The sequence below is a fragment of the Salimicrobium flavidum genome, assembly GCF_900156645.1.
Taxonomy (GTDB): Bacteria; Bacillota; Bacilli; order Bacillales; family Halobacillaceae; genus Salimicrobium; species Salimicrobium flavidum.
The window spans coordinates 74211-96839 of the sequence record NZ_FTOC01000003.1 but is presented as its reverse complement, the minus strand read 5'-3'; the positions used below and the strand labels follow the sequence as shown (position 1 = coordinate 96839).

The following is a 22629-nucleotide window of genomic DNA, read 5'->3' as shown; positions in this document are numbered from 1 at the left end:
TCCCTTCTTGACTGAATCGATTACTTATCGGAATTCTTCAATTCTTCGACAAGTTCATCATATTTAGGGCTGTTCAGGAAGTTCTCTACAGAAACATGATAAGCCGATGGAACTTTCTGTTTCGCCCGTTCGGTCAAATCCTTATGAGTAATGACGATATCGACGTCATCTGGAAGATCGTTGATGGATTTATTCGTTACGTCGATGTTGATATCCTCTTTCTTGAATTTGTTCTTAAGAAGAGAAGCTCCCATAGCACTTGAACCCATCCCCGCGTCACAGGCGAAAATGATTTTGTGGATTTCACTCATATCCACGCTCGGGACACCTTCGGCAGCAGCAGGCTGTGCAGTGGCTTCCCCTGTTTCTTTTTCACCTTCATCAGCCTCAGATCCGGTTGTAATCGCAGAAGACACGCTGCTCTTCTTGCCTTTCATGCCTTCCATTTTGGCAGTCGCTTCATCCAGATCCGTCTCCCCTTTATCTTTGCTCAACTTGAGAATGAAGGATGCTACTAGAAGGGAAGCGAGTGTAGATAACGTTATACCCAACAGTACTCCCAGGTGATCCCCACGAGCTGTCAGACCGAGAACAGCAAAAACACTACCCGGGGACGGAGTCGAAGTCGCACCGACACCCATAGCTACGTATGTCGCGGTACCTGTGACACCACCAGCCATAGCCGCCAGAATCAAGCTCGGTTTTGCCAGAATATATGGGAAATATATTTCATGGATACCACCGAAGAAGTGGATAATAGCAGCCCCCGGTGCTGTCTGACGGGAGACCCCTTTACCAAAGAACATGTAAGCCAGCAGGACACCAAGCCCAGGACCCGGGTTCGTCTCTAGCAGGAACAAAATCGATTTTCCGGTTTCCTGAGCCTCGTCAACCGCAATCGGACTTAAAATACCATGGTTGATCGCATTGTTAAGAAATAGCACTTTCGCAGGTTCGATGAACAGGTTAACGAGAGGCAATACACCCCAGTTGATCATCAGTTCAACTGCTGCACCGAGCACTGTCGTCAGCCCGGCAATTACCGGACCGATCAGATACAGACCGATACCTGCGATGATAGCACCGGCGATTCCGGCGGTGAAGTTGTTTACGAGCATTTCGAAACCGGAACGTATTTTTCCTTCGAGCGCATTGTCGATCCACTTGATGATAACCCCTGCAAATGGACCGATCAGCATGGCACCCATGAACATCGGCGTCTCAGGAGCTCCGACAATGACACCCATCGTCGCTATTGCACCAAGCACTCCTCCACGCAGACCGTGTACAAGGCGTCCACCGGTGAAACCGATCAGAAGTGGCAACAGATAAGTGATCATCGGACCGACAAGAGAAGCCATGTCTTCGTTCGGCCAAAATCCGTCTTCAATAAATAATGCAGTTATAATACCCCATGCGATAAAAGCTCCGATGTTCGGCATGATCATTCCGCTAAGGAAGCTGCCAAACTTCTGTACTTTCGCGCGGATTCCTGTCTTATTCGATTCTTGTGACATCGTTTATTCCTCCTTTGTGTTGTTACTTTAATGGTAAAGCGGTTGCAGGAAGGAAACAACACAATCTAAACATGGGTTTGTCACAGAAGAGGTGACAAAAATTTAAAAGAACAACAATCAAGAATGCGTGCCACGGAATTCCTTCAGGAAACAAGGAGCATTAAGTGCTAGTATCCCCCCCCTCTACACCTCCTCAATATGACATAGGAAAGAAGACTACAGATTGGCAGTTATTCACTATACTCCCCAAAAACAGAAAAAACTGCGTTATTTTTAAAAAAATACGCAGTTTGTATGACGGAGTATTCCTTACCTCTCCAGAGGTTTTTTCATTATGAATGTAATCAGTGCGCCCGTAAGTGCAAGAAAGGATGCAAAATAAAAGGTGGCATCGAGATTCCACACATTCGCAAGCTCTCCGGAAATATATGGACCGATGAAAATACCGATGGCGTACAAGGACTGGAACATCCCCATCACTGCCATACCGTTCCCACTATTCCCGAGGGAAGCAGCTCTCCCGAGAAGCATCGGCAAGACCATGCCAAGCGTGAACCCTGCTCCTGCATGCATCAATAGAAACAGGACGAGCGAAGAGGTTGGCACGAATAATAAAAAGATGGACGCCCCTATAAAACTTCCCCACAATATCCTGAAGTGATGTTCTTCTTTCACAGGAGCATAGGCAAGACCGAGAGAGGTGAACATATGAGGGATGAAAAATGCGAAAACGAGCCAAGTAATCATTTCTTCCGAATAACCGAGCTCCACAAGGTATAACGGAGAAAAACCGAAAATCGTAACGAACAGAACAGCGTGACCGATAAGAGACAGGCTGGCAATGCCCCAGACTTCTTTCATTCTCATGGTTTGCTTGAAAATACGGAGGAACGAAGTCCTCTCTTCCTCCTTCCCGGACACGACTTCCGGAATGAATAGCAACAGTACAGCTCCTACTACACTGAAAGCAGCAGCGGTCCAGAACGGAAAGTCCCAGCCAAACCAGCTGATCAGCAAAGAACAGAGCACCATACTGACGAACTGGGTGAATACCGTCATGAATTGCATTGTACTCATAGCCTGTGTACTTTTATGCAGAGGGAAGTATTGCCCATACATAATCGTCGCCATCACCCACATAGAAGCGGTCACTCCTGCGAGAAGGCGGCCGACCAGTACAAGCGTGAACGTTTCGAACAGCGCGAGTATACTGCCACTCAGCGTAGCGAAGAGGAACCCGAACATCAGCCATTTTTTCTTTCTTCCGCTCAACCATTCCAGAAAGACTCCGAGCGGCCAGCGTAACGCTATTTGAGTGATGCCATATGCCCCCAGTATCACTCCGATCTGAGAATAGACCAAATCGATCCTTTCAAGATAAACACTGAACGTCGGTACATATATGTAGGTAGCGAACCAGAAACAGAAAATCGCGGCCAGAAACATCAGGTGCTGAACACCTGTCAATGCATTCCCCTTCAATGAAATCCCTCCTTCCTTTTTAATATATCGGTTTCACTGCAAATCGCAACTATATATGATATATGATATATGATAAAAAATAACCCCTGAATTCTCAGGAGTCATTTCCTTATTATCACACATCTACCCGAGTGCTTTCAGCGCTATCTTCTCCGTCACTCTGTAGATCTTTCCATTCTTTGAACGCCTTCAGGTCCTCATTGACTGTGCGCATCGTATACGCAAGCAGAGCAAGGTCATCTACATAACCCAGAGGAAGGAAATCAGGCCAGGCGTCAATGGGCATCACAAAATAAAGAAGCGTAGCGACTACCATGATCATCGTCTTATTCGATACGTCCCGGTATTCTTTCCGTTTATAAGCCCGGAGGAGCGACGCTAAAAGTTTGATTTTCCCGACACCTTCCTGTAGGTAACCCTCATTCTTTTCCGCTTTTTCATCAGCATTCTGGAACAATTCCTTCATTTTTTCAGGATTCGACATATATTCTCTTACCGTGCCTCTGTTCTTTTCCATAAAATTCTGATAAAGCTTTTTCGGGTCAAAGTTCCGTTTCATAATACATCCACTCCTTCTACTGCAATGTTTCCCCTATGTTATTCCGATAAACGTCCTTGCCTACCATTCATTTCCCGGGAAATAGAACAAAACGAAATTGCTATTCTTTTACGATAATTGTAAAATAAAATATAAAGATGAAAGGGGATTACTATGAAAACTCCTACTCTGTTCCAGACAGGGCTGACATTGTTCAGACTTATAGCTGTACTGTTCTCCAGTTTTGCAGCCATCATCACTACTATGCTCCCCATGTACCTTTACTACTCTTATCCTATTTCACAACTACTGCTGGTTCTCGGGCTTCTGCTTTTCGGAACACTTTTGATCCACGGTTTTTTGACCCATGTTCTCAATGATTACACGGACACTATTTCCGGGACCGATGGGAAGAGTCCCGGCATTCTTTCGGGCGGGAGCCGAGTTGTACAAAAAGGCATGATGACCACAGACCTTCTTCGTCAAATCGGCATTATTTCCATGAGCGCCATCGCAGCTTTCATTTTTGTCTTTTTTTTCCTCGGCTTTATAAAAATTGCTACGCTCCTGGCAGTCGGTCTCTGGTCCGCCGCGGCTTACTCCCTTCCATCCATCAGACTCAGCTATTATCCCTGGATCGGCGAGTGGGGCGCCACCTTTCCAGCCATATTTTCTGTAGGCTTCGGCGGCGCATGGCTTTTGACAGATCAGCCGCCTCTCTGGGCTTTCCAGAATGCTTTGATCATTTCCCTGTTTTCCATCGCCTGGGTAATGGTCCACCATATTCCTGACCGTTTTGCGGACGAACAAGCCTCCCCGCCTAAAGTCACCTGTGTGGTGTGGATGAAACAAAAGTTCGGAGATGCCTACAGCCGTTTTCCAGCAGTGTTATATTTTTTTATGGGTGGAGTCTGTTCCTTGTGGCTTTTCCCCGAAAGAACGACAGCTGCCGTCGGCATTCTCGCACTTTCGATTGTGTCTATTCTTATTGTTCTGCGGCTTGATATCAAAGACCCTATCCACGTTTCGAATGGAGAAAAAATGCTACTTATCCTCACCCTTGTGGCTGCCGTGTGGATCGGGATTTTCATATGAAGAGGTTCCGACCCTATGGGTCGGAACCTCTTTTCAATTAAAGTCTATCCTTCACTTCTTCGACAATGGACTGACGCCACTGTTTCTTCTGTTCTTGGTATTGTTCTTTTAGGACGGCGGCTTCGTCCTCTTCCCCTTCATCCAGCAATTGCTGATGAAGATTATCGAACGTTTCATCCGTATTCGATTCCAGATCTTTCGCCGCGGATTGATACTTCTGGTAGAGCTCCATGTAAGAAGCATTCCCATTCATATCCTCCATGACCTGCTCTTCCAAACTGCTGATGCGTGCCTCAGCCTGATTCATCAATTCTTCATAGTCCTCTTTGACATTCGCTGAACCTTCTGACCCTTCAAGCTGATAAGAGGATTCAGTAATTTCCGAAACTTCCTCGTCCTCGACTTCAGCCTCCGTAGTGAACCAGGAATACATCATAACTCCTCCGCCTATGACGAAGGTGACCAGAAATCCGATTATGAGATATTTAATGTTCATGGCATCTCCTTATCATTCATATACTTGAGCCACATTGCCGGTGGCCGATTTTACTTTGTATTCATTTCCATTATACACAAAATGATAAGTCGTTGTCTCGAAATTTTCACCTTCTCCGACCCAAACGTTATCGCTGGAAGTTCCGGAAAAATTAATTTGTTCTTCAGAGGTGTTCAAATGGTTACTAAGTACAGTTTTCGCTTCCTCTCGCTTCAATGACAAGTGACGTAGCTCTGAAAAAGATGACCCTCCCAAGTCATGCAATTTCCATACTTCATTTTCCTTCCTGAGTGTCAAAAGATCGAACCCTCCACTTGTTAGCATATTCTCTCTTTCAGCAGCTTCGACAATTATACGCTCCGAAGTGTTCTCAAGTGTATTCTGATGGATCTCCCATGACCAATCCGAACTCATGAACCAGGCTTCACAGCCGGTGCAGACAGAGTAATAAGCATCTTCCAAACCATTCAGCATTTCTCCTGTAGCATAAGTACTTAAGTCACTTCTTATTCTGGAGAAATCTCTAGTTTCAAACTCGCCTCTTTCGTAAGCACTTAAATCGTCATAGAAGATACGATTTATATTTTGATAATTTCTCTCCGCTTGTTGTCTGACTTCCCCCTGAGTCAACTCAGATGTTTCCTCCATTGTATGTGTATGTTCATCAAACTCATAAACGGAATGTAAAGTTTTTCCAAATGCATTATTAAATGTTGATTGCAGATATCGATTTTCTTTTTGAGATTTAAATTCTCCAAGAGTATTCAATATTGAATTCGAATCAGCCCCATCCTCGAATGAAAAGGAAATAGATTTTATATCCTCATCTGTTACGTAAAAGGCAAAGTCTTCCGTCAGTGACGAATCCGCACGTTCCGAATAGATGAATACCTGATCGTCGATTTTCCGGAACAGCGAGTCTATGTTTTCCCGTTCATTACGAAGAAACGAGATATTCTTCTCTATCGGAAAATCCATAATTTTCTTTCCTGTGGAAGTATCGAGACCCAACTTGAAAGAAGCATCATATTCATCGAACATATCACTGACATCATTCGTCAATTCAGGTGCCGGTTCGTCTGCGAGTAAATGGACGGTTGTCTCATTAGCCATATCAAATGTACGAACCGAATGCCATGAGCCAAAGGGATCCTCTTTTACCGTGAATTTTTTAGAAAAAGTATTTTCAGCTTGGATTCCCTGGACGCTTACAATTTCATCTGATATTTCCAAATTGTATGTACTCTCATATGTATATCCTTCTTCCGGAGGTTCAATAGCGACTATGGATTCCTCATCTTGATTACGGACTTTAATCGCTATTTCTTTTCCAGTCTCAGTGTTTTTCACTGAAACGGCCTGTTTGGCAGACTCCAGGGTAACCGGTGTATTGAATTCCACCTTCCACTTTTTATTACTTGATACTGCATGTTCCGTGCTTTCGGCATGTACTGCTCCTGCACTTCCTGTAAAAAGAAGAATAAAAGCAGCTAAAAAATATTTGAACATCATATCCCTCCTTACAATTATTTTACATATATTTCAGACTTATTTCAAAAAAGGAATTGGTTCAAAAGTATAGTTTTGATTGGAGTCTTTTATGTCGATAATAATAACAGAATCGAAAAGGAGGCTATTATAATGAACAGTAATTGGAAAAAGATTTTCGCAACCGTTTCGACAGCAGCATTTATTTCAGCTGCCCCTGTCACGGTCATGGCTGAGAAACCGGATCACGCAGGTAAAGGAAATAATCCCACGATGGAAATGCAGCCTGTCGATGTGAAGACAGAGCGATTTACGGAGATTGCCGAAAAACGCGCAGAAACGATTCTTGATCGTTTGGAACGAATCGAGGAAGGTAACGAACAAATAGAAGACCGTCTTGAAGATTATTTCGACCTAGAGGAGGATTCTGAGGACGACGCAGATGAGGATGATGAGGACACTTCTGATGAAGACGAGGACTCTGCCGACGAAGACGAGGACGCTTCTGATGAAGACGAGGACTCTGCCGACGAAGACGAGGACGCTTCTGATGAAGACGAGGACTCTGCCGACGAGGACGAGGACGCTTCTGATGAAGACGAGGACTCTGCCGACGAAGACGAGGACGCTTCTGATGAAGACGAGGACACTTCTGATGAGGAGGACGAAGAAGAACTGGTATCAGAAGAAGAAGAACAGGCTGAGGACGAAGAACTTGCCCGTATGGACGAAGGTATTGATAGTCTTTCCGGCAAACTGGGCGCCCAATCTAACAAATTGGATGCCATTGAAAAACAAATCAGCACCCTGAAAGACTGGATCAGTAAAAAAGTGAGCACAGAAACGGAACTCGATTTTATGCAGGAATTGGACGAAGAACTCCTCGAACATCGACAGGAAGTTCTGCAACTGGAAGAATTGTTGAATGAGAATCAAGAAGAAGTGAAGGATAAAGTCGAAGAGGAAGATAAAGAGACATTTGCTGACAAAGAATCGACTGATGAACATAAAGCATGGAGTGTTCAATTCAGCAGCAGTATGAATCAGGAAAAAGCGGACACTCTCAACTTTTTCGTGTTCGATGAAAACATGGAACTTGTGAGTGTTGATGCTGTATATGATGCTGAAAATGATGTTGTCGACGTCATTCCTGATCAACCTTATGCAAAAGGCGAACAATACACACTAGTGATTGCACAATCCTTTGACCAACAGAAGAATGTTAGCCTTAAACATGCCGTACAGATGAATTTCACTATCAATTGACATACCCATTTTTCTCCTGATTCAAAAAAAGCTGAAGACCCACAAATCACGGGTCTTCAGCTTTTTCATATTGATTCAGATCTAGTTGAAAAGAGTTCACCATTTTCTAATCAGGTTTCACTTCTTCTCCGCGTTTTCCTTTGTATCTGAGCCCCCATCCGGTCCAGGCAGCAATGAACATTACTATAAGTAAGCCCCACCCTTGATAAACAAATGGAAATACCTCCATCGGCGAGACGACGGTTACATACTCATAGTTCTCGGCAGCATTCTGTATAGTCGTCCATGCCAAAAGCACACCTGCACTCCACGGGAAAATGTACCCGAGAGCTGAAGTGACAGTATCAAGGAAGTTAGCACGACGATAGGGGTGGATATTCATTTCTTCACCGATTTTTCTTACGAAGGGTGCAGCTGCAATTTCTGCGGCTGTATTGATCGTAATGAACATATTCAGAAAAGCCACGATCCCGAACATCGTCAGCTCCGCGCGCCGGACGACATTATTGATGATACCAAGAAAGAAATCCTTGATCTTTTCCATAGTACCGGCAGCTTCCATAAGGTAAGCGGCTGCCATGATGAACAGTATGAGTATCGCCATATTGAAATACCCACTGATTCCATCAATAAGAGCTCCATCAATCACGGCATCGCCCGCATCGTTCTCATAAATGTGTACGATCGATGTCAAAGGTACGTCCATGAAAAGAATGAAGCCGATGACTGTAACAATTCCCCATGTGAGAGAAGTGATCAGATGCTGGCCGCTCAGCGCCAAATAAAGTACGAGCGCAAAAGGGATCATCATCAGCAGACCACCAGCAGTTACCTCATTTTCTAGCTCGGCGATGAGAGATGCATTTCCCACATCGCCCCCTCCTCCTGTAAAGAAGAAAAGAATGAAAGCAGGAATTGCTGCGGCTACCGAATATTTGAAACGGGAACGAACAACACCCGGAACATCAGCATCCTGCGTCGTAGCAGAAACAATCGTCGTATCAGATACCGGGGCCAGGTTATCACCGAAGACAGCTCCACTTAAAATTGCAGCGAGCAATATGACAGGGTCAGCCCCCAGTACAATCCCCGCCGGATACATCAAAATACCAAACGTAGCCACCGTTCCATAACCGGTACCTACTGCCGTGGAAAACAACGAGGCGAGCACGAAGGTGAGGGCTACGTAACCTCCCCCTTGCAGGCCTGTCTGAAAGCCGAGCCAAATAAGCCCATCAACGAGACCCCCGGCAGATAAAAGTGTCGCAAACATCCCGGCCCAAAACCAAGCGATAATCGCTACAATACCCACAGGTTGTGCCATGCCGTTAATCAGTGATTGAGCATAGTCCGCCCATTTGGATTTAACAAAAAACAACCCTATTCCGACGCCGATGACAACACCCAGAATCAGGGCACGTTCTGTCACAAGGTTCGTCAGACTAAGTGTAATCGCCCAAACAATGAAAAAAACGAGAGGAATGGTCGCGGCGAAAGCTCCGCCGCGAAAATCCAATCGTTTTATTTCTCTATCTCCTGTAGCTTCATTTATTGATCCTTCCTCACTCATAAGAAAATCCCTCACTTCCAGATTCTTCTCCACACCTGTTTCTCTGAATATTTCGGGTGCAGTCTTATCTAGTTAAAAATAATTTAGTTGCTTTCTCCTCCATAGGATTCCCGTTCGCCGCTTCCACATCTTTCTCTATGACAAGTTCATAGGCCTCCGGCATCGTCAAATCGTCTGCTGAGACAAATACCTTATCACGTTTGTCGTTGAATCTCAAACTTGTCTCATGGCGGTCGCCCTGGTTATCCAATATATAAACTGTTTCAGAAGTGAACGTTTCGGGATTCATTTCCCGGTTGAACTCTACGGTCCACTCTTTGGAAGGAGTTACAACCTGGTAATCCGTCGCTTCAGGCAATTCCACCTCGGTACTGTCATAGAGAGCTTTCAGTTCATCGAGGAAAATCACACCATGATCTTTTTCATTCTCAGAAGCTTCGGCTAGATAGATTCTGGAGAAGGTAATCGGCTGCGGCAGATCTTCAGGGAGGTCTGCTTTGACATATTTCCAACCGGTCCAATCCAAACCGTCCTCTTCGGTGAAATCGACGTTGTGTCTTTCCCCTTCTCCATCTACAATATGGGCCCGGAGCCAATGTTCGCCCCCATCTCCATGGACACGTACACCAAGCTGCTTCGGTGAGCTAGGGATAGACAGGGGTGCTTCGGACTTGGCGTAGGTGGCAGCAATACCTTTCACCCCGATATCGAAATCATACTCGAGACGTAGAGAATAGTCCCCTGCTCCGACAGGCTCAATTCCTTTCGAGCCTCTGACTTCTCCATCACTTCGCGCCGTCTGTACACTCCAGGCTTGACCGTTCTCAAAACCTGATATATCTGCAGGCTCCCGGCCGACGGCTATGTCAGCACTGACAGAGGTCGACCCTAATCGTGCCGTCACTTCTCCCGCAGCTCTGGAAGCCCCGGTGGTAAGTAATCCACTATCTGTAATAGTTCCCGCTTCTCCGGAAACGTTCCACTCAACTGAAGAAGGCTCATAGATGATATTTTCACCATTTTCATCTTTAGCTGTTATTTGGAACTGTTTTGATTCTTCCGTATCGAGTAATACTTCTTCCGGACTAATCTTCATCTCGGCAATATCGGTCGTCACTGTAATCTCACGTTCGGCGCGTGCTTCGCCGATTTCAGCTACGATTTCCCCTTCTCCCGGCTGTTCGGCTATAAAGGTCGATCCGTCCATATAACCGACGCCACCTTCTACAGACCAGGTCACATCCTTTTCAGTAACATCCGTCTGCAATGTATTATAAGCATCGAATACTCTATGCAGGTCCATGGCTACAGAAGCTCCGGGGAAAACCTTGCCGTTCTGTTCTTTATAAAAAGAAACAGAAGTCGGCGTTTCTTCTCCATTATTCACTGTAGCAAGCAATGTGTTGGCTATCGACCTTTGTCTCCCGTCAGAAGGAGTGTTCTTGATGGTAGGATAAATATAAGCATGGTTACGCGCAGCCATTTGCGTAGAGCCGCCCCCATCAAGGTTGATCGCGTTATAAACTCCCTGTTCTCTTAAATAAACGGCGAACTCTTCCATGGTCATTCCCAGGGCATTCGATTGTCGGCCGTCGACAGTTACGAGGAACACCTCGCTTCCGTCCGCATTCGTCCCCACTGCGGTACGCGGGGCGCGCTGGGTATAGCGATAGCTGCTATCCTGCATGGAGATATCCACTCTTCCGTTTTGCACAAGTTTCGGACCACTTCCCAGCATGAAGCTGGTACTTTTCCATTTGTCGGCTATATCTACGTTCAGAGATACCGTTTCCCCGACTTTCATCTCTTCATATTCCTTCGATAAAGACCACCCTCCGAAGGATAGCACATACCCCTCTTCAGGAATCGTGGCGTACTCCGAATCTCCGTAATGTCTCACCGAAGTTATTTCTCCGGTGATCGTATCTCCGAACTCCACTTCTCCACCTTCGATACTTTTATTTGTGTTCTCTATGACAACTTCCATTCCATATGTATTAGTGCGTGTATAATCGTAGCGATAGGACTGGGAATACACGACGGCTTCTCCAGCACCTCTGGCTGTATTCATCGTATCGACCGTCCGTTGTTCGTTTTTATAGGTGAATTGCATATCCAATTCGAAGTCTCCTATAACCGGTTCTCCTCCTTTATCCATACCGAAGGCGGCCGGATCATGAAAGTAATCTCCCGGGTCCGAGGATACGGCACCAAGACGATCAATCTTCGACTTATTCATTACAAAATACGCCGGCATTCCATTGCCGTAGGGATGGGAAAAATGAAAGAAAGAACCATTGACCCCGCCTACCACTCTATTTCCGGGATGACTCATTCTCTGAGCCTGTTCCGTAAGTGTCGCCAGTCCGGGACTACCGGCAGGGGTGCCTAATTTAATAGTAGTTTTTGGATCGGAAACGTTCACTTTCAACAAGTCGGACTGCTGACTCACACCTTCCTTACTGAAATAATCGACTGTAGGGGCGGGTTCGAATTCGTCCGTTACATTCCAGCTTGCATGGGCTGTAACAGGGGCCAAAAACAAAAATATCAGTACAAGGTACATTCTTCTAAGTTGCATCCTACTCCTCCTGATTTGTAAATGATATACTCGACACTCTCTAACACTTTCTACCATTTATTTATTATAATCTTCCTCGAAAAAAACATCAATGTGCTATATGTATTATGATAGGATTCAGGAAACATTCATAATTTCCTAGTGTAAGATAACCATCGTCTGTGATAATATAAATAAGAATGTTCAATATAACAAATTACAAATAATGCTTAAATTTAATGAGGAGCGTTTTCCGACATGTTGAAGCAACATAGCCTGACTTTTTACTTAACGATACTTACTATATTTCTCGTACCACTGATTCCGTTCCGAGTAGAAATCGGTCCTATCCCTTTGTCGACTGAAGTGGTACTTATTCCACTGCTCACATTGTCTTTCGTTTATGATTACTGGAAGAAGAACATCAGACTGAACGCATTTCCGATAAAGATCTTCCTGATACTTTTAGGAGCATTTGCGTTCATTTCCGTCGTCTCTCTTACCCAGGCCCAAGCTCCGCTTCCAGGGATACTGGAAATCGTACGATTCGTTTCTTATATCTTTTTATTCATAATCGTTACCAAAACGACGTTCACATATAGGGAATACGTCACGATTGCAACTACTTTCCTTATGTCTGTCCTCCTTGTCGTCACTTACGGCATTTTTTCTTTTGTCGTTGATTTCAACCTGAACAAAGCTGGTCTCTACGCATTGACTGAAGCGTGGGGACGTGTAGGGTCGACGTTTACAAACCCTAACTATTTCGCGGGACTGATCAATTTCATCCTTCCTGCATTTTTATTTCTATCTATTCTCTATTTCACCCGGACACGTACAAAGTTACTGTTTTTCGGATTTTTTGCCCTGCTTGTCATCAGTCAGATTTTCACTTACACGAGATCCGCCTGGTTCATCATGGCTTTGGCGATCATCATGGTCTTAATGACGATGCCTAAACGTTTCTGGAATGGATTCAAGAGCATCCCGATGGTTATCGCGGCACTGCTTTTGGCAATCTCTGTAGTGAACCTTCCGGATGTGCAGGAAAGAACCACTTCTGCCTTCTTCGTGATCGAATCTCTGATCCCGACAGGAATGCTTCAGTTCAACAGTGAGGAAAGTCCTGATCAAGAGCAGAGCGATGCCGCAGCTGCCAACAAGGAATCGACGGAGAGAGCTGTCGTTTCAAGAACCACTTTATGGAAGACCGGGTGGGTCATGTTCAAAGATAATCCTGTACTTGGTGTCGGCGCAGGTAATTATCTGGTTCGATACAGCGACTACACAGAGAAATACCCTGAATTATACGTCGGCCATGATGCCTATTCCGTACATAATTCATTCCTGAAAGTCGCCTCAGAAACGGGAATTTTCGGGTTACTCTCTTTTCTGTCCATCTATCTCTATCTGCTTTATTTCATCGGCAAAGAGTTCCTCAAAAACAGAAACAAAAATTTGTTGAACCAATTGCTTTTAGCGGGGCTATTCATCGGGACCGGAACGTTCCTCGGACAAAACCTGGCGAACAACCTTATCTTCATACCTCAGCTTAATGTGATCTTCTGGTTAGTGACGGGTCTGACACTGAGTTACGTGTATACGACCTACGCCCACAAGGAGAAAATCATTTCCTGACAATAAAAACACAGCAGCGCAGAGTGGTAACTCCGTGCTGCTGTGTTTTTTAGTATTTTCCTTATTTCACGCTTACTAATCAATACTCCGGATTGGTAGATAAGTCGCTTTCCGTCTTCTGTCCTTCTGTATCAAATGTTTCCTTTTGGTCCGAAAAATTCATAATTGATATTTTCTTCAGGAATCCCCCATTCATGGAGTGACCCGTTCATCGCACGCATGAATCCTTCCGGTCCACAGAAGTAGAAGTCCGCTTCTTTAGGTACCACAGTCCTCAACCAGTCCAAATCTACATAGCCAGCTTTATGAAAAGCTCCCATCGTCTTATCTTCCTCGGATGGAGTTTCATAGATGACGTATGTGCGGGAACCAGACATCTCTTCTTTCAATCCATGAACGCCTCCGTTTCTGGCAGCATGAATGAAATAGACGTCCCGTTCCTCCCGTATTTTTTTATACATACTCATCAACGGGGTGACCCCTACCCCTCCACTGAGTAATACTACCGGAAGCTTGCCGGATTCATCGAGATAGAAATCACCGGCAGGGGCACTTAGAGGCAACACGTCCCCTTCTTGCACCTGGTCGTGCAACCACGTCGATACAAGACCTGCAGGGAGCTCATCCGTGCCGCTCTCCCGTTTTACACTGATTCGTAAATACTCCTCTCCCGGAGCATCAGACAGACTATACTGTCTCAGCTGCGTATAAGGATATCCGGGAATGTCCGCTTTCAGCCCTATATATTGACCTGGACGATAGAATGGCAGGCTTCCGCCATTTTCCGGAAGTAGATAGAAAGAAGTTATTTCTTCACTTTCCTTCACTTTCTTTTCGACATTGAAATTACGATAACCGGTCCAGGCACTCTCTGCGTACTTTTTCTTTTCTATTTGGATGAATACATCAGCGATTTCACCGTACGCTTCACCCCAGGCGGTTATGATTTCGTCATTTACCGCATCTCCGAGCACTTCTTTGATCGCTTTCAGTAAGTATTCTCCTACAATCGGATAATGTTCAGGCTGAATATTCAGATTGACGTGCTTTTCTGCTATGGTCTCCGCAGCAGGGGCGATAGCACTCAAGTCATCAATGTTCTGGGCAGCTGCATAGACAGCATTAGCAAGGGCTCTCGGTTGTTTCCCCACTTTCTGGTGAGTCATGTTGAACATATTCTTCAGTTCAGGATGGTCTTCGAACATTCTTTTATAAAAATGGGTCGTTATCGCTTCGCCGTGTTCTGCAAGTACAGGGACGGTCGACTTGATAATGTCTCTCGTTCTTTCATCGAGTCTGCTTGTTACCTGTGTAGTCATATAAGTACCTCCATAAGATATATTTCCAATATATCATTAATAGTAATAGGTCCGTTTGTTTAAAGCAATATCATAAATACATCTTTTATGACTATTTTGTTAACTAAGAAGTAAGGGAGTATGATACGATAAAGAAAAAATGAGGAATAGTTTATGAGACTTAAAAAATATACGGATTACGCTCTGCGTGTCCTAATTTATACTGCGTCAAAACCGGAAAATACACTATCGAGCAAAAAAGAGATCTCAGACGTCTTTGATATATCTTTGAACCACCTTGCAAAAATTGTCCACGAGCTACAAAAAGCAGGATATATCGAAACGATCCGCGGCCGGAATGGTGGCCTCCGTCTCGCCACGGCACCTGCTTCCATCAATATCGGGGCAGTCGTTCGCCTGATGGAAGATGATTTCAACCTATTTGAATGCTTCAGTTGTGAAACGGATTATTGCGTCATTTCCCCGGTCTGTAAGCTGAAAGGAATCACCGGACAGGCACTCCGGGAATTTTTGAGAGTGTTCGATTCTTACACACTGGCCGATATCACAGAAAACAATAAGGAGCTGCAGCATATATTGGGGATCGGATATGATTCTCCCACTTCCTAAACCTATGGCTTTAATAATTGGGGCAAAATGGATAATAGAAACTTGAAGCTCGATCCTCAAATTGATGCCCCTTGGTAAACGAATATTGATGAAACATACTAAGATTAGTGGGTAAGGTCATCGACGGATGGCTTTACCCACTAATCTTAGTTTGTTTTCATTTTTATCAATCATAAGCCTGGATCCTCGAACTTTCATCTCCATCATCCATCCTGGCACGTATATTTTTGAGACGAAACACCTATTTCCCTCTATCGACTTCAAGTCGATAATAGAATGAATACTATTAAGAACAGCACTCGAAAGGAGCCGCTTATTTTGAGAATATTCTTCTTTGTCTTCACAGCTATCCTATTCTTTTCTCCGACGCTTCACGCAACGGAAACGATACATATGCCTGAGGATCCTGCCAGTACTCCTGCTGACCTGCCGGAGCATGCGGAATACTTGGAAGAGGTGAATATGTGGATAACCCCTCACCCGACTTCTTCAAAAGACGCTATATCTGAACCGAGCGTCACACGAACCAAATCAGACGTTACCCTACAGGATACTTACTCTTACCGGCAATGGCCGCTGGAGGTCCTCCCCTTTGAAGGAGCTTTCAGCTATGCTGAAAAAGCCGAGAATACAGTTACCGTGGCAGTCATCGACAGTGGCATATCAGCGGTACACCCCGATTTGAAAAGGAAAATCAGAAAGGATGGTTACAATTTCATCAACAATAACACGAACACAGCGGATTCCAATGGGCACGGTACTCAAGTAGCAGGGACCATTGCCGCTACAGCCGGAAACAACTTGGGGATTACAGGGTACACCGGCACCTACGATGTCGACATCCTTCCCATAAAGATCATGGACGAGGATGGAAAAGGGTCCAGCTCAGACATCATACGTGCTGTGAATTTCGCTTTAGAGAAAAATGTCGATGTCATCAATCTCAGCCTCGGATCCAAAACTTTTTCGAGTACAGAAGAGCGCACTATGGAAACTGCCGCTGACAAGGGAGTGATCATCATCGCTTCTGCTGGCAATGAGGGAAGCAGCTCCCGGTTCTATCCGGCTTCCCATGATTCGGTATTTTCCATCGGTTCCCATTCGGAACGCATGACTCATTCCGACTTCTCCAACTATAATTCCAACATCGATTTTTCTGCGCCAGGGGAATACATATACACCACCAAATCTGACGGGAGTTATAGCTATAAAAGTGGAACATCCTTTTCTGCGCCCGTCTTTGCGAGCATCGTCGCAATGATGAAAAGTCTGGATCCTTCCCTGCAGGGAAATGAGATAAAAAATCTGATGCAACTGGCTGCACTCGACCTCGGTTCAGCCGGCAAGGATAATTACTTTGGGTATGGCACCGTTCTTCCCGGTCCTGCTATACGCGAAGTGTTATTCGATGAATTCGGCAGTAGCAGGAACGTTTCGACCGATAAAACATGGACCGTCGAATTCAACAAAGCTATACGCCCTTCTTCCGTGGAAGGAAATGTTTATGTTACAGATGAGCGGGGAAACAAGGAAAGAGTCAATATAACATACGCAGAAGATTCCATAGAAATCCACCCACCTTTTTTCGGTTATGAACGAAACTCTTCTTATACTTTATACGTAGAAGATAACGTACTGACGGAAAATGGAGAAAAGATCAACAATTCCGTACAACAGGACTTCCTTGTACGATAGGATGCGTGACGTCTGCTTCTTTTTCTGGTTGTTACAATGGATTATGTAAAGCTGCGCAACAAAAAAAGAGGTGACTCGATGACTCGAAAAATCACAGGCTTTCTCCTATTCTTATTTCTGTTCTATCCTTTGTTCACCCATGCGGAAGACGCGTGGAACGTCACTCCGGACAAGAGCTGGTCCATTGATTTCAACAAAAATATGGGCACGGACAAAGACAGTTTTCTACAGAAAGCTTCCGATCATATCTACATTGAAGATTCTGATGGCGCTATCCATCCTGTCTCTCTCTCCTTGCCGGACTTGGATAGAGTCAAAGTCACTCCCCAGGAAAGTTATACTTCAGGTAGAACCTATACACTCGTGGTTGAGGAAGCACTAACGGACAGGCACGGACAGACGCTCGTAAAAGAAGCATCCCGCACATTCACCGTTCAACCTTATGGTAATCAGAAGAAAACATTCAGTGCAGATAAAACGCTTCCCCCCTATGTAAAAAATACGAACATAGAATCTGTTCATGATACCTCTTACTGGAAGTGGACAGAAGAGGATCAGTCTTATCTGCAGCAGGACATCTCAAAACAACAGCTTTTTATTGAAATGAAGGATTTACAGAAAGAACTTGAAGAAGTGAACAGTCACTACCTTGATATTAATGGGTTCCACTTTTATACGTCTGCCGTCCACTCCAAACTTGATGCCCTGAGGCGTGGAATGGAAGCGAGGTATAACCTTTTATATTTCAACCAGTACAATTATTCCGAAACTTCCATAACCTACAACGAAGAACGCGCTACGATGGCAGCTGATCATACGAACGAAGGTATGTTCGAAGCGGACAAAGAACTTTATAATGCGTTGATCGACTATCCTTACGCCACATCATATACGGACAATATCACTGTAGTCAGCACTCCCTACACATTTGAAGGAATCAACGGTTTCGCTAAACGGTCGGACAGTACCATTTATCTGTCGGCTACTCAGGAAGAAGCACCAAAGACTTTTTATCATGAGCTCGGCCATATGTTCGATTTCTTTTTCGAACCTTCCAGGGATACTTACTCATCCATCCGGAACTACACGGACTTCGACGAGACTTATGAAAACTCCTACACTGAAAGTTTCGCTGAAGATTTCAAAGTCGTTCGTTATCCATACGAAGATGTGATAGCTAATCTGAATAAAATCGGCACGCCGAGCGAGGAGACCATTAAAGAACTCGAGTCTTTCTTTCAGGAAACCGAAAAGAAAGCTGAACCCGAAGTCCCTTCCCTTCTTATCAACGGCAGACCTCATTACAGTGATATACAGGTGACAAGCGACAATCAGGTCACCTTTTCCGGAGACTATCTGTTCGGTAGCATCCAGGTCGAAACGCCTGATGGTAATCAGGATAGTGTGGAATTCGGGCAATCATACTCATTTGAAAAGGAAGGTGTCTATACGTTCCAGACACCGGAAGGAAAAATCCTATTTCTTTATGATAAAGATGGAATCTGGTCCCGACAGGAATCGAGTACTCTGAAACGGGTCACTATGGGGCAACTGACAGACGAAGCTTACGACTGGGCCTCTTCTCATGAATTTGAAGCAGGGGTCTTCCGATACAATAAAGACCATTCGTTTCTCATGCTCAACGCAGGATATTACAAGCCTTTTAAAATCACCGATTCTGCTATTACAAGTGAAGAGATCAGACTGAAGTTGGACGAGGGAAGAGAAGACTACTATATTTATGCCATACCCGAATCGCTGCAGTCCTTGCCGGTACTTATCGAAAACAACTTTCTCGATATACCTGACAGTTCATCGGACTAGACAACTGCACTTCATAGAGACTTTATAGCGCTCATTACTAAACCTTTGGCTACCCTGGAAATAAATATTCAAAGACTCAAAGGTCTTACAAGGGGATTTCTGAAAAAATTACAATCCCCCTACTTTTTAAACGACCCCTTCTTTCTGAAGAGGGTCGTTTTTTGAGGAAAATTCTCCCGGTAAAAAATCTGAAATATGCTGCATGGAGTAGCAATACTAAATTGTTATGATTAAAACACGAACGTTCATTGTAATTAATTGATGAATTAATCGTTTTTCACTTTGACAAATAACAAAAAATCCTTTAAATTATTCATTGTACGAATAATATCGATACTATTATTAAAATCATTCGTTTTTAGAGGTGAAAGTAGTGGAAAATGTATTTGATTATGAAGATATTCAATTGATTCCTTCCAAATGTATCGTGGAAAGTCGTTCGGAATGCGACACTTCCGTGATACTCGGAAACCATAAGTTCAAATTGCCGGTGGTCCCGGCAAATATGCAGACGATCGTCGATGAAACACTGGCCAAGAAGCTTGCCGAAAATAATTATTTTTACATCATGCATCGATTCGAACCTGCTAAACGCTTTTCTTTTATCCGTGAAATGAAGGAGAAACAGCTGATTGCTTCCATCAGTGTCGGGGTGAAGCAGGAAGAGTATGAATTTCTGAAAACCCTCAAACAAGAAGAATTGATTCCTGATTATATTACTATTGATATTGCTCACGGTCATTCGGATGCTGTGTTGGATGTGATTCGTTTTATAAAGAACGAAATTCCTGAAACGTTCGTCATTGCAGGTAATGTCGGTACCCCGGAAGCAGTTCGCGAACTCGAAAACGCTGGAGCCGATGCTACAAAAATCGGTATTGGCCCCGGAAAGGTCTGTATAACAAAAGTGAAAACCGGTTTCGGCACCGGCGGCTGGCAATTGGCAGCTGTACGCTGGTGTGCAAAAGCTGCCACTAAACCGGTCATCGCAGATGGAGGTATCCGTACTCACGGAGATATAGCAAAATCGATCCGTTTCGGTGCGACTATGGTAATGGTCGGTTCCCTGTTTGCAGGACATGAAGAATCCCCTGGAGAAACGAAAGAAATAGAAGGGGCACTTTATAAAGAATACTTCGGATCAGCTTCTGAGTTCCAAAAAGGGGAACGGAAAAATGTAGAAGGCAAAAAAATCGTCGTCGAACATAAAGGAACCATAACTGACACGCTCACTGAAATGGAACAGGACCTACAATCCGCCATTTCCTATGCCGGAGGGAAAAATCTCGAAGGCCTTAGACATGTCGACTACGTCATTGTAAAAAACTCTATCTTCAACGGAGATCAAAACTGAATTTTTTCATATAATAGCGGGGATATGGCCTGCGAGTCTCTACCGGTTCACCGTAAATGAACCGACTATGGAAAAGCTTTTACGTGTGGAACAAAGTGGCTACCTGCCTTTTCTATGGCTATTCAGCCCCAGTAGTTCCATTCATAAAGAAAGGAAGTCTCGTCTCTTCTCTTCTCTTTCTGTAAAACACGTCTGCTTTTTTCATAGCAGACGTGTTTTTTTTATAGCACCTACATAAGGAGGAATTATTTCTATGAAGAGTCTGAAGAAGAAAATCAGGGAAGAGGCGACCGTCCTCTCCCCTTCCGTAATCAAAGTGGATTCATTTTTGAATCACTGCATCGACCCTCTGTTCATGAAAGAAATCGGAGAAGTATTCCAGGAACGGTTCAGTGATGAGCGGGTCACGAAAATCATAACTCTTGAATCTTCCGGTATTGCGCCTGCCGTAATGACCGGCCTCGTGCTTGATGTGCCGGTAGTCTTCTTAAGAAAACAGAAGTCTCTCACCTTACAGGACGACCTGTTCACTGCGGATGTATATTCCTATACAAAGCAGACTGAAAATAAAATCAGCATAGCCAGAGACCACCTGGGTGATCAGGACCGTGTACTCATCATCGATGACCTTCTTGCCAATGGTCAGGCGCTCAAAGGGATGGTGGAAATCGTTCAACAATCGGGAGCGGATATCGCCGGGTGTGGCGTCGTAATCGAAAAAGGCTTCCAGGACGGGGGAGATGATTTACGAAGTGAACATATCCGTGTCGAAGCTCTCGCCTCTATCCATTCCATGTCGGAAGAAGAAATAACTTTCAAAGAAAAGGATGTGACACGATGAAGACAGCAGCACTGGGATTCCAGCATCTCTTGGCAATGTATACGGGGGCGGTGCTCATACCTCTCATCGTAGGTGGCGCCCTCGGTCTAAGTTCAGCTCAGCTGACCTACCTGGTCGCTATTGATATTCTAATGTGCGGGGTGGCGACCATCCTGCAGGTATTACGAACGAAATGGTTCGGTATCGGGCTCCCTGTCGTGCTCGGATGTACATTTACGGCAATCGGACCGATGATTGCGATTGGGGGACAATACGGGATATCAGGCATTTATGGTTCCATCCTGGCTTCCGGACTCCTCGTTGTACTGCTCGCCCGCTTTTTCGGAAAGATGGTCCGTTTCTTTCCGACGGTCGTTACAGGAACGGTCGTGACTGTCATCGGTATCACGCTCATACCGGAAGCGATCAAAAACATGGGCGGCGGTGAAGGAGCGAGCGACTTCGGTTCAGGCTTGAATCTGTTTCTCGCTTTCGGCACACTTGCTATTATTATACTATTATATCGCTTCACCTCCGGATTCACGAAAGCGATCGCTATTATGCTCGGACTTGTAGCAGGCACGATCATCGCGGCTTTTCTCGGAAAGCTGGATTTCTCCGCTGTCGGTGAAGCGGACATCTTCCATATGGTCGAACCTTTCTATTTCGGTATGCCCACTTTCCACTGGTCGGCTATTTTAACGATGACCCTCGTCGCCATGGTATCTGTCGTGGAGTCGACAGGCGTATACTTCGCTGTCAGCGATATGAGAAATGAACAGCTTGACGAAAAGGACCTTGCCCGCGGTTATCGCTCCGAAGGGCTGGCGATCGTACTTGGAGGCATCTTCAATGCATTTCCTTATACCGCATTCTCTCAGAATGTCGGCTTGATGAACATGACGGGGGTAAAGTCACGCAAAGTGATACTTACTACGGGTATCATGCTGATTGTACTCGGGTTCATACCTAAAATTGCTGCTATTACTACGATTATCCCCACACCCGTACTCGGAGGTGCGATGCTTGCGATGTTTGGTATGGTAATCGCTCAAGGTATCAAGATGCTCAGTCCGGTCATTCAAGACTCCGCAGAGAATTCGATGATCGTCGCTTGCTCCATCGGGATGGGACTAGGGGTGACAGCTGTTCCTGAACTATTCACCGCTCTCCCTTCAGGCGTGCAGATTCTTACCAGCAACGGTATAGTCGCCGGCAGCATGACAGCTATCATTCTGAATATCGTCTTTCACGCTTCTCCCTTCAAACATGAAGCAGAGAGCAATGTAGAAACGAAAAAAGCATCCTGAAACATGACAAACCTGCTCCATTTAAAAATGGGCGGGTTTTATGATTGA

At 44.9% G+C, this 22629-nt stretch carries 17 protein-coding genes and 1 riboswitch; of the genes, 9 read left to right on the top strand and 8 right to left on the bottom strand.

Translation table 11 applies throughout. From position 1 onward, the window contains the following. Positions 1-20: 20 nt before the first annotated feature. The 3 genes from BW944_RS05535 to BW944_RS05525 all read right to left on the bottom strand — a co-directional run bounded on the left by BW944_RS05535 (position 21) and on the right by BW944_RS05525 (position 3558). Positions 21-1517, bottom strand: coding sequence for a PTS mannitol transporter subunit IIBC (locus BW944_RS05535; protein ID WP_076557563.1), 1497 nt, complete (start codon positions 1515-1517; stop codon positions 21-23). A 309-nt stretch (positions 1518-1826) separates the two neighbouring features. Continuing rightward, positions 1827-2999, bottom strand: coding sequence for an MFS transporter (locus tag BW944_RS05530; RefSeq protein WP_084193642.1), 1173 nt, complete (start codon positions 2997-2999; stop codon positions 1827-1829). A gap of 115 nt (positions 3000-3114) precedes the next feature. After that, positions 3115-3558, bottom strand: a complete 444-nt coding sequence (locus BW944_RS05525) for a YkvA family protein (RefSeq protein WP_076557561.1) — start codon at positions 3556-3558, stop codon at positions 3115-3117. Positions 3559-3711: 153 nt separating this feature from the next. On the opposite strand from BW944_RS05525, the gene BW944_RS05520 reads away from it, so the two are divergent. Then, the gene (locus tag BW944_RS05520) at positions 3712-4632 is read left to right on the top strand and encodes a prenyltransferase (RefSeq protein WP_076557559.1); all 921 of its coding nucleotides are present in this window, start codon (positions 3712-3714) and stop codon (positions 4630-4632) included. Positions 4633-4669: 37 nt separating this feature from the next. Here BW944_RS05520 and BW944_RS05515 read toward each other — a convergent pair whose 3' ends face one another. Together BW944_RS05515 and BW944_RS05510 are read right to left on the bottom strand one after the other, a co-directional pair. Continuing rightward, positions 4670-5128 carry a hypothetical protein gene (locus BW944_RS05515; RefSeq protein ID WP_076557557.1) on the bottom strand — a complete coding sequence of 153 codons (459 nt, stop codon included), beginning with the start codon at positions 5126-5128 and terminating at the stop codon, positions 4670-4672. Positions 5129-5140: 12 nt separating this feature from the next. Beyond that, positions 5141-6637 carry an Ig-like domain-containing protein gene (locus tag BW944_RS05510; RefSeq protein ID WP_076557555.1) on the bottom strand — a complete coding sequence of 499 codons (1497 nt, stop codon included), beginning with the start codon at positions 6635-6637 and terminating at the stop codon, positions 5141-5143. Positions 6638-6769: 132 nt separating this feature from the next. Here BW944_RS05510 and BW944_RS14975 point away from each other — a divergent pair, with 132 nt between their 5' ends. Continuing rightward, a complete protein-coding gene (locus tag BW944_RS14975; protein WP_076557553.1) occupies positions 6770-7882 on the top strand; it encodes a hypothetical protein in 1113 nt (370 codons plus the stop codon). A 106-nt stretch (positions 7883-7988) separates the two neighbouring features. On the opposite strand, the gene BW944_RS05500 is transcribed toward BW944_RS14975, so the two are convergent. Next, a complete protein-coding gene (locus BW944_RS05500) occupies positions 7989-9452 on the bottom strand; it encodes a Na+/H+ antiporter NhaC family protein (protein ID WP_076558065.1) in 1464 nt (487 codons plus the stop codon). Between the two features lie 64 nt (positions 9453-9516). Further along, complete coding sequence (locus BW944_RS05495) at positions 9517-12033, bottom strand: phosphodiester glycosidase family protein (RefSeq protein ID WP_076557551.1); 2517 nt, start codon at positions 12031-12033, stop codon at positions 9517-9519. A gap of 237 nt (positions 12034-12270) precedes the next feature. Here BW944_RS05495 and BW944_RS05490 point away from each other — a divergent pair, with 237 nt between their 5' ends. Beyond that, complete coding sequence (locus tag BW944_RS05490) at positions 12271-13650, top strand: O-antigen ligase family protein (protein ID WP_076557549.1); 1380 nt, start codon at positions 12271-12273, stop codon at positions 13648-13650. Between the two features lie 131 nt (positions 13651-13781). On the opposite strand, the gene hmpA is transcribed toward BW944_RS05490, so the two are convergent. Further along, positions 13782-14969, bottom strand: coding sequence for an NO-inducible flavohemoprotein (gene hmpA, locus BW944_RS05485; protein WP_076557547.1), 1188 nt, complete (start codon positions 14967-14969; stop codon positions 13782-13784). Positions 14970-15122: 153 nt separating this feature from the next. Between hmpA and BW944_RS05480 the strand changes: the two genes are divergently transcribed. The 6 genes from BW944_RS05480 (at position 15123) to BW944_RS05455 (ending at position 22581) form a co-directional block, all read left to right on the top strand. Then, positions 15123-15578 carry an Rrf2 family transcriptional regulator gene (locus BW944_RS05480; protein ID WP_076557545.1) on the top strand — a complete coding sequence of 152 codons (456 nt, stop codon included), beginning with the start codon at positions 15123-15125 and terminating at the stop codon, positions 15576-15578. Between the two features lie 318 nt (positions 15579-15896). Beyond that, the gene (locus BW944_RS05475) at positions 15897-17273 is read left to right on the top strand and encodes a S8 family peptidase (RefSeq protein WP_076557543.1); all 1377 of its coding nucleotides are present in this window, start codon (positions 15897-15899) and stop codon (positions 17271-17273) included. A 78-nt stretch (positions 17274-17351) separates the two neighbouring features. Next, on the top strand, positions 17352-19097 hold the full coding sequence (locus tag BW944_RS05470; protein WP_076557541.1) for an Ig-like domain-containing protein: 1746 nt from the start codon (positions 17352-17354) through the stop codon (positions 19095-19097). A gap of 373 nt (positions 19098-19470) precedes the next feature. Continuing rightward, the gene (gene guaC, locus BW944_RS05465; protein ID WP_076557539.1) at positions 19471-20451 is read left to right on the top strand and encodes a GMP reductase; all 981 of its coding nucleotides are present in this window, start codon (positions 19471-19473) and stop codon (positions 20449-20451) included. Next, a riboswitch (purine riboswitch) is annotated at positions 20438-20539 on the top strand. It overlaps the preceding gene by 14 nt. A 165-nt stretch (positions 20540-20704) precedes the next feature. Further along, positions 20705-21292, top strand: a complete 588-nt coding sequence (locus BW944_RS05460; protein WP_076557538.1) for a xanthine phosphoribosyltransferase — start codon at positions 20705-20707, stop codon at positions 21290-21292. Beyond that, positions 21289-22581, top strand: coding sequence for a nucleobase:cation symporter-2 family protein (locus BW944_RS05455; RefSeq protein WP_076557536.1), 1293 nt, complete (start codon positions 21289-21291; stop codon positions 22579-22581). The genes BW944_RS05460 and BW944_RS05455 overlap by 4 nt, the downstream gene beginning before the upstream one ends. The last annotated feature ends 48 nt before the right edge of the window (positions 22582-22629 follow it).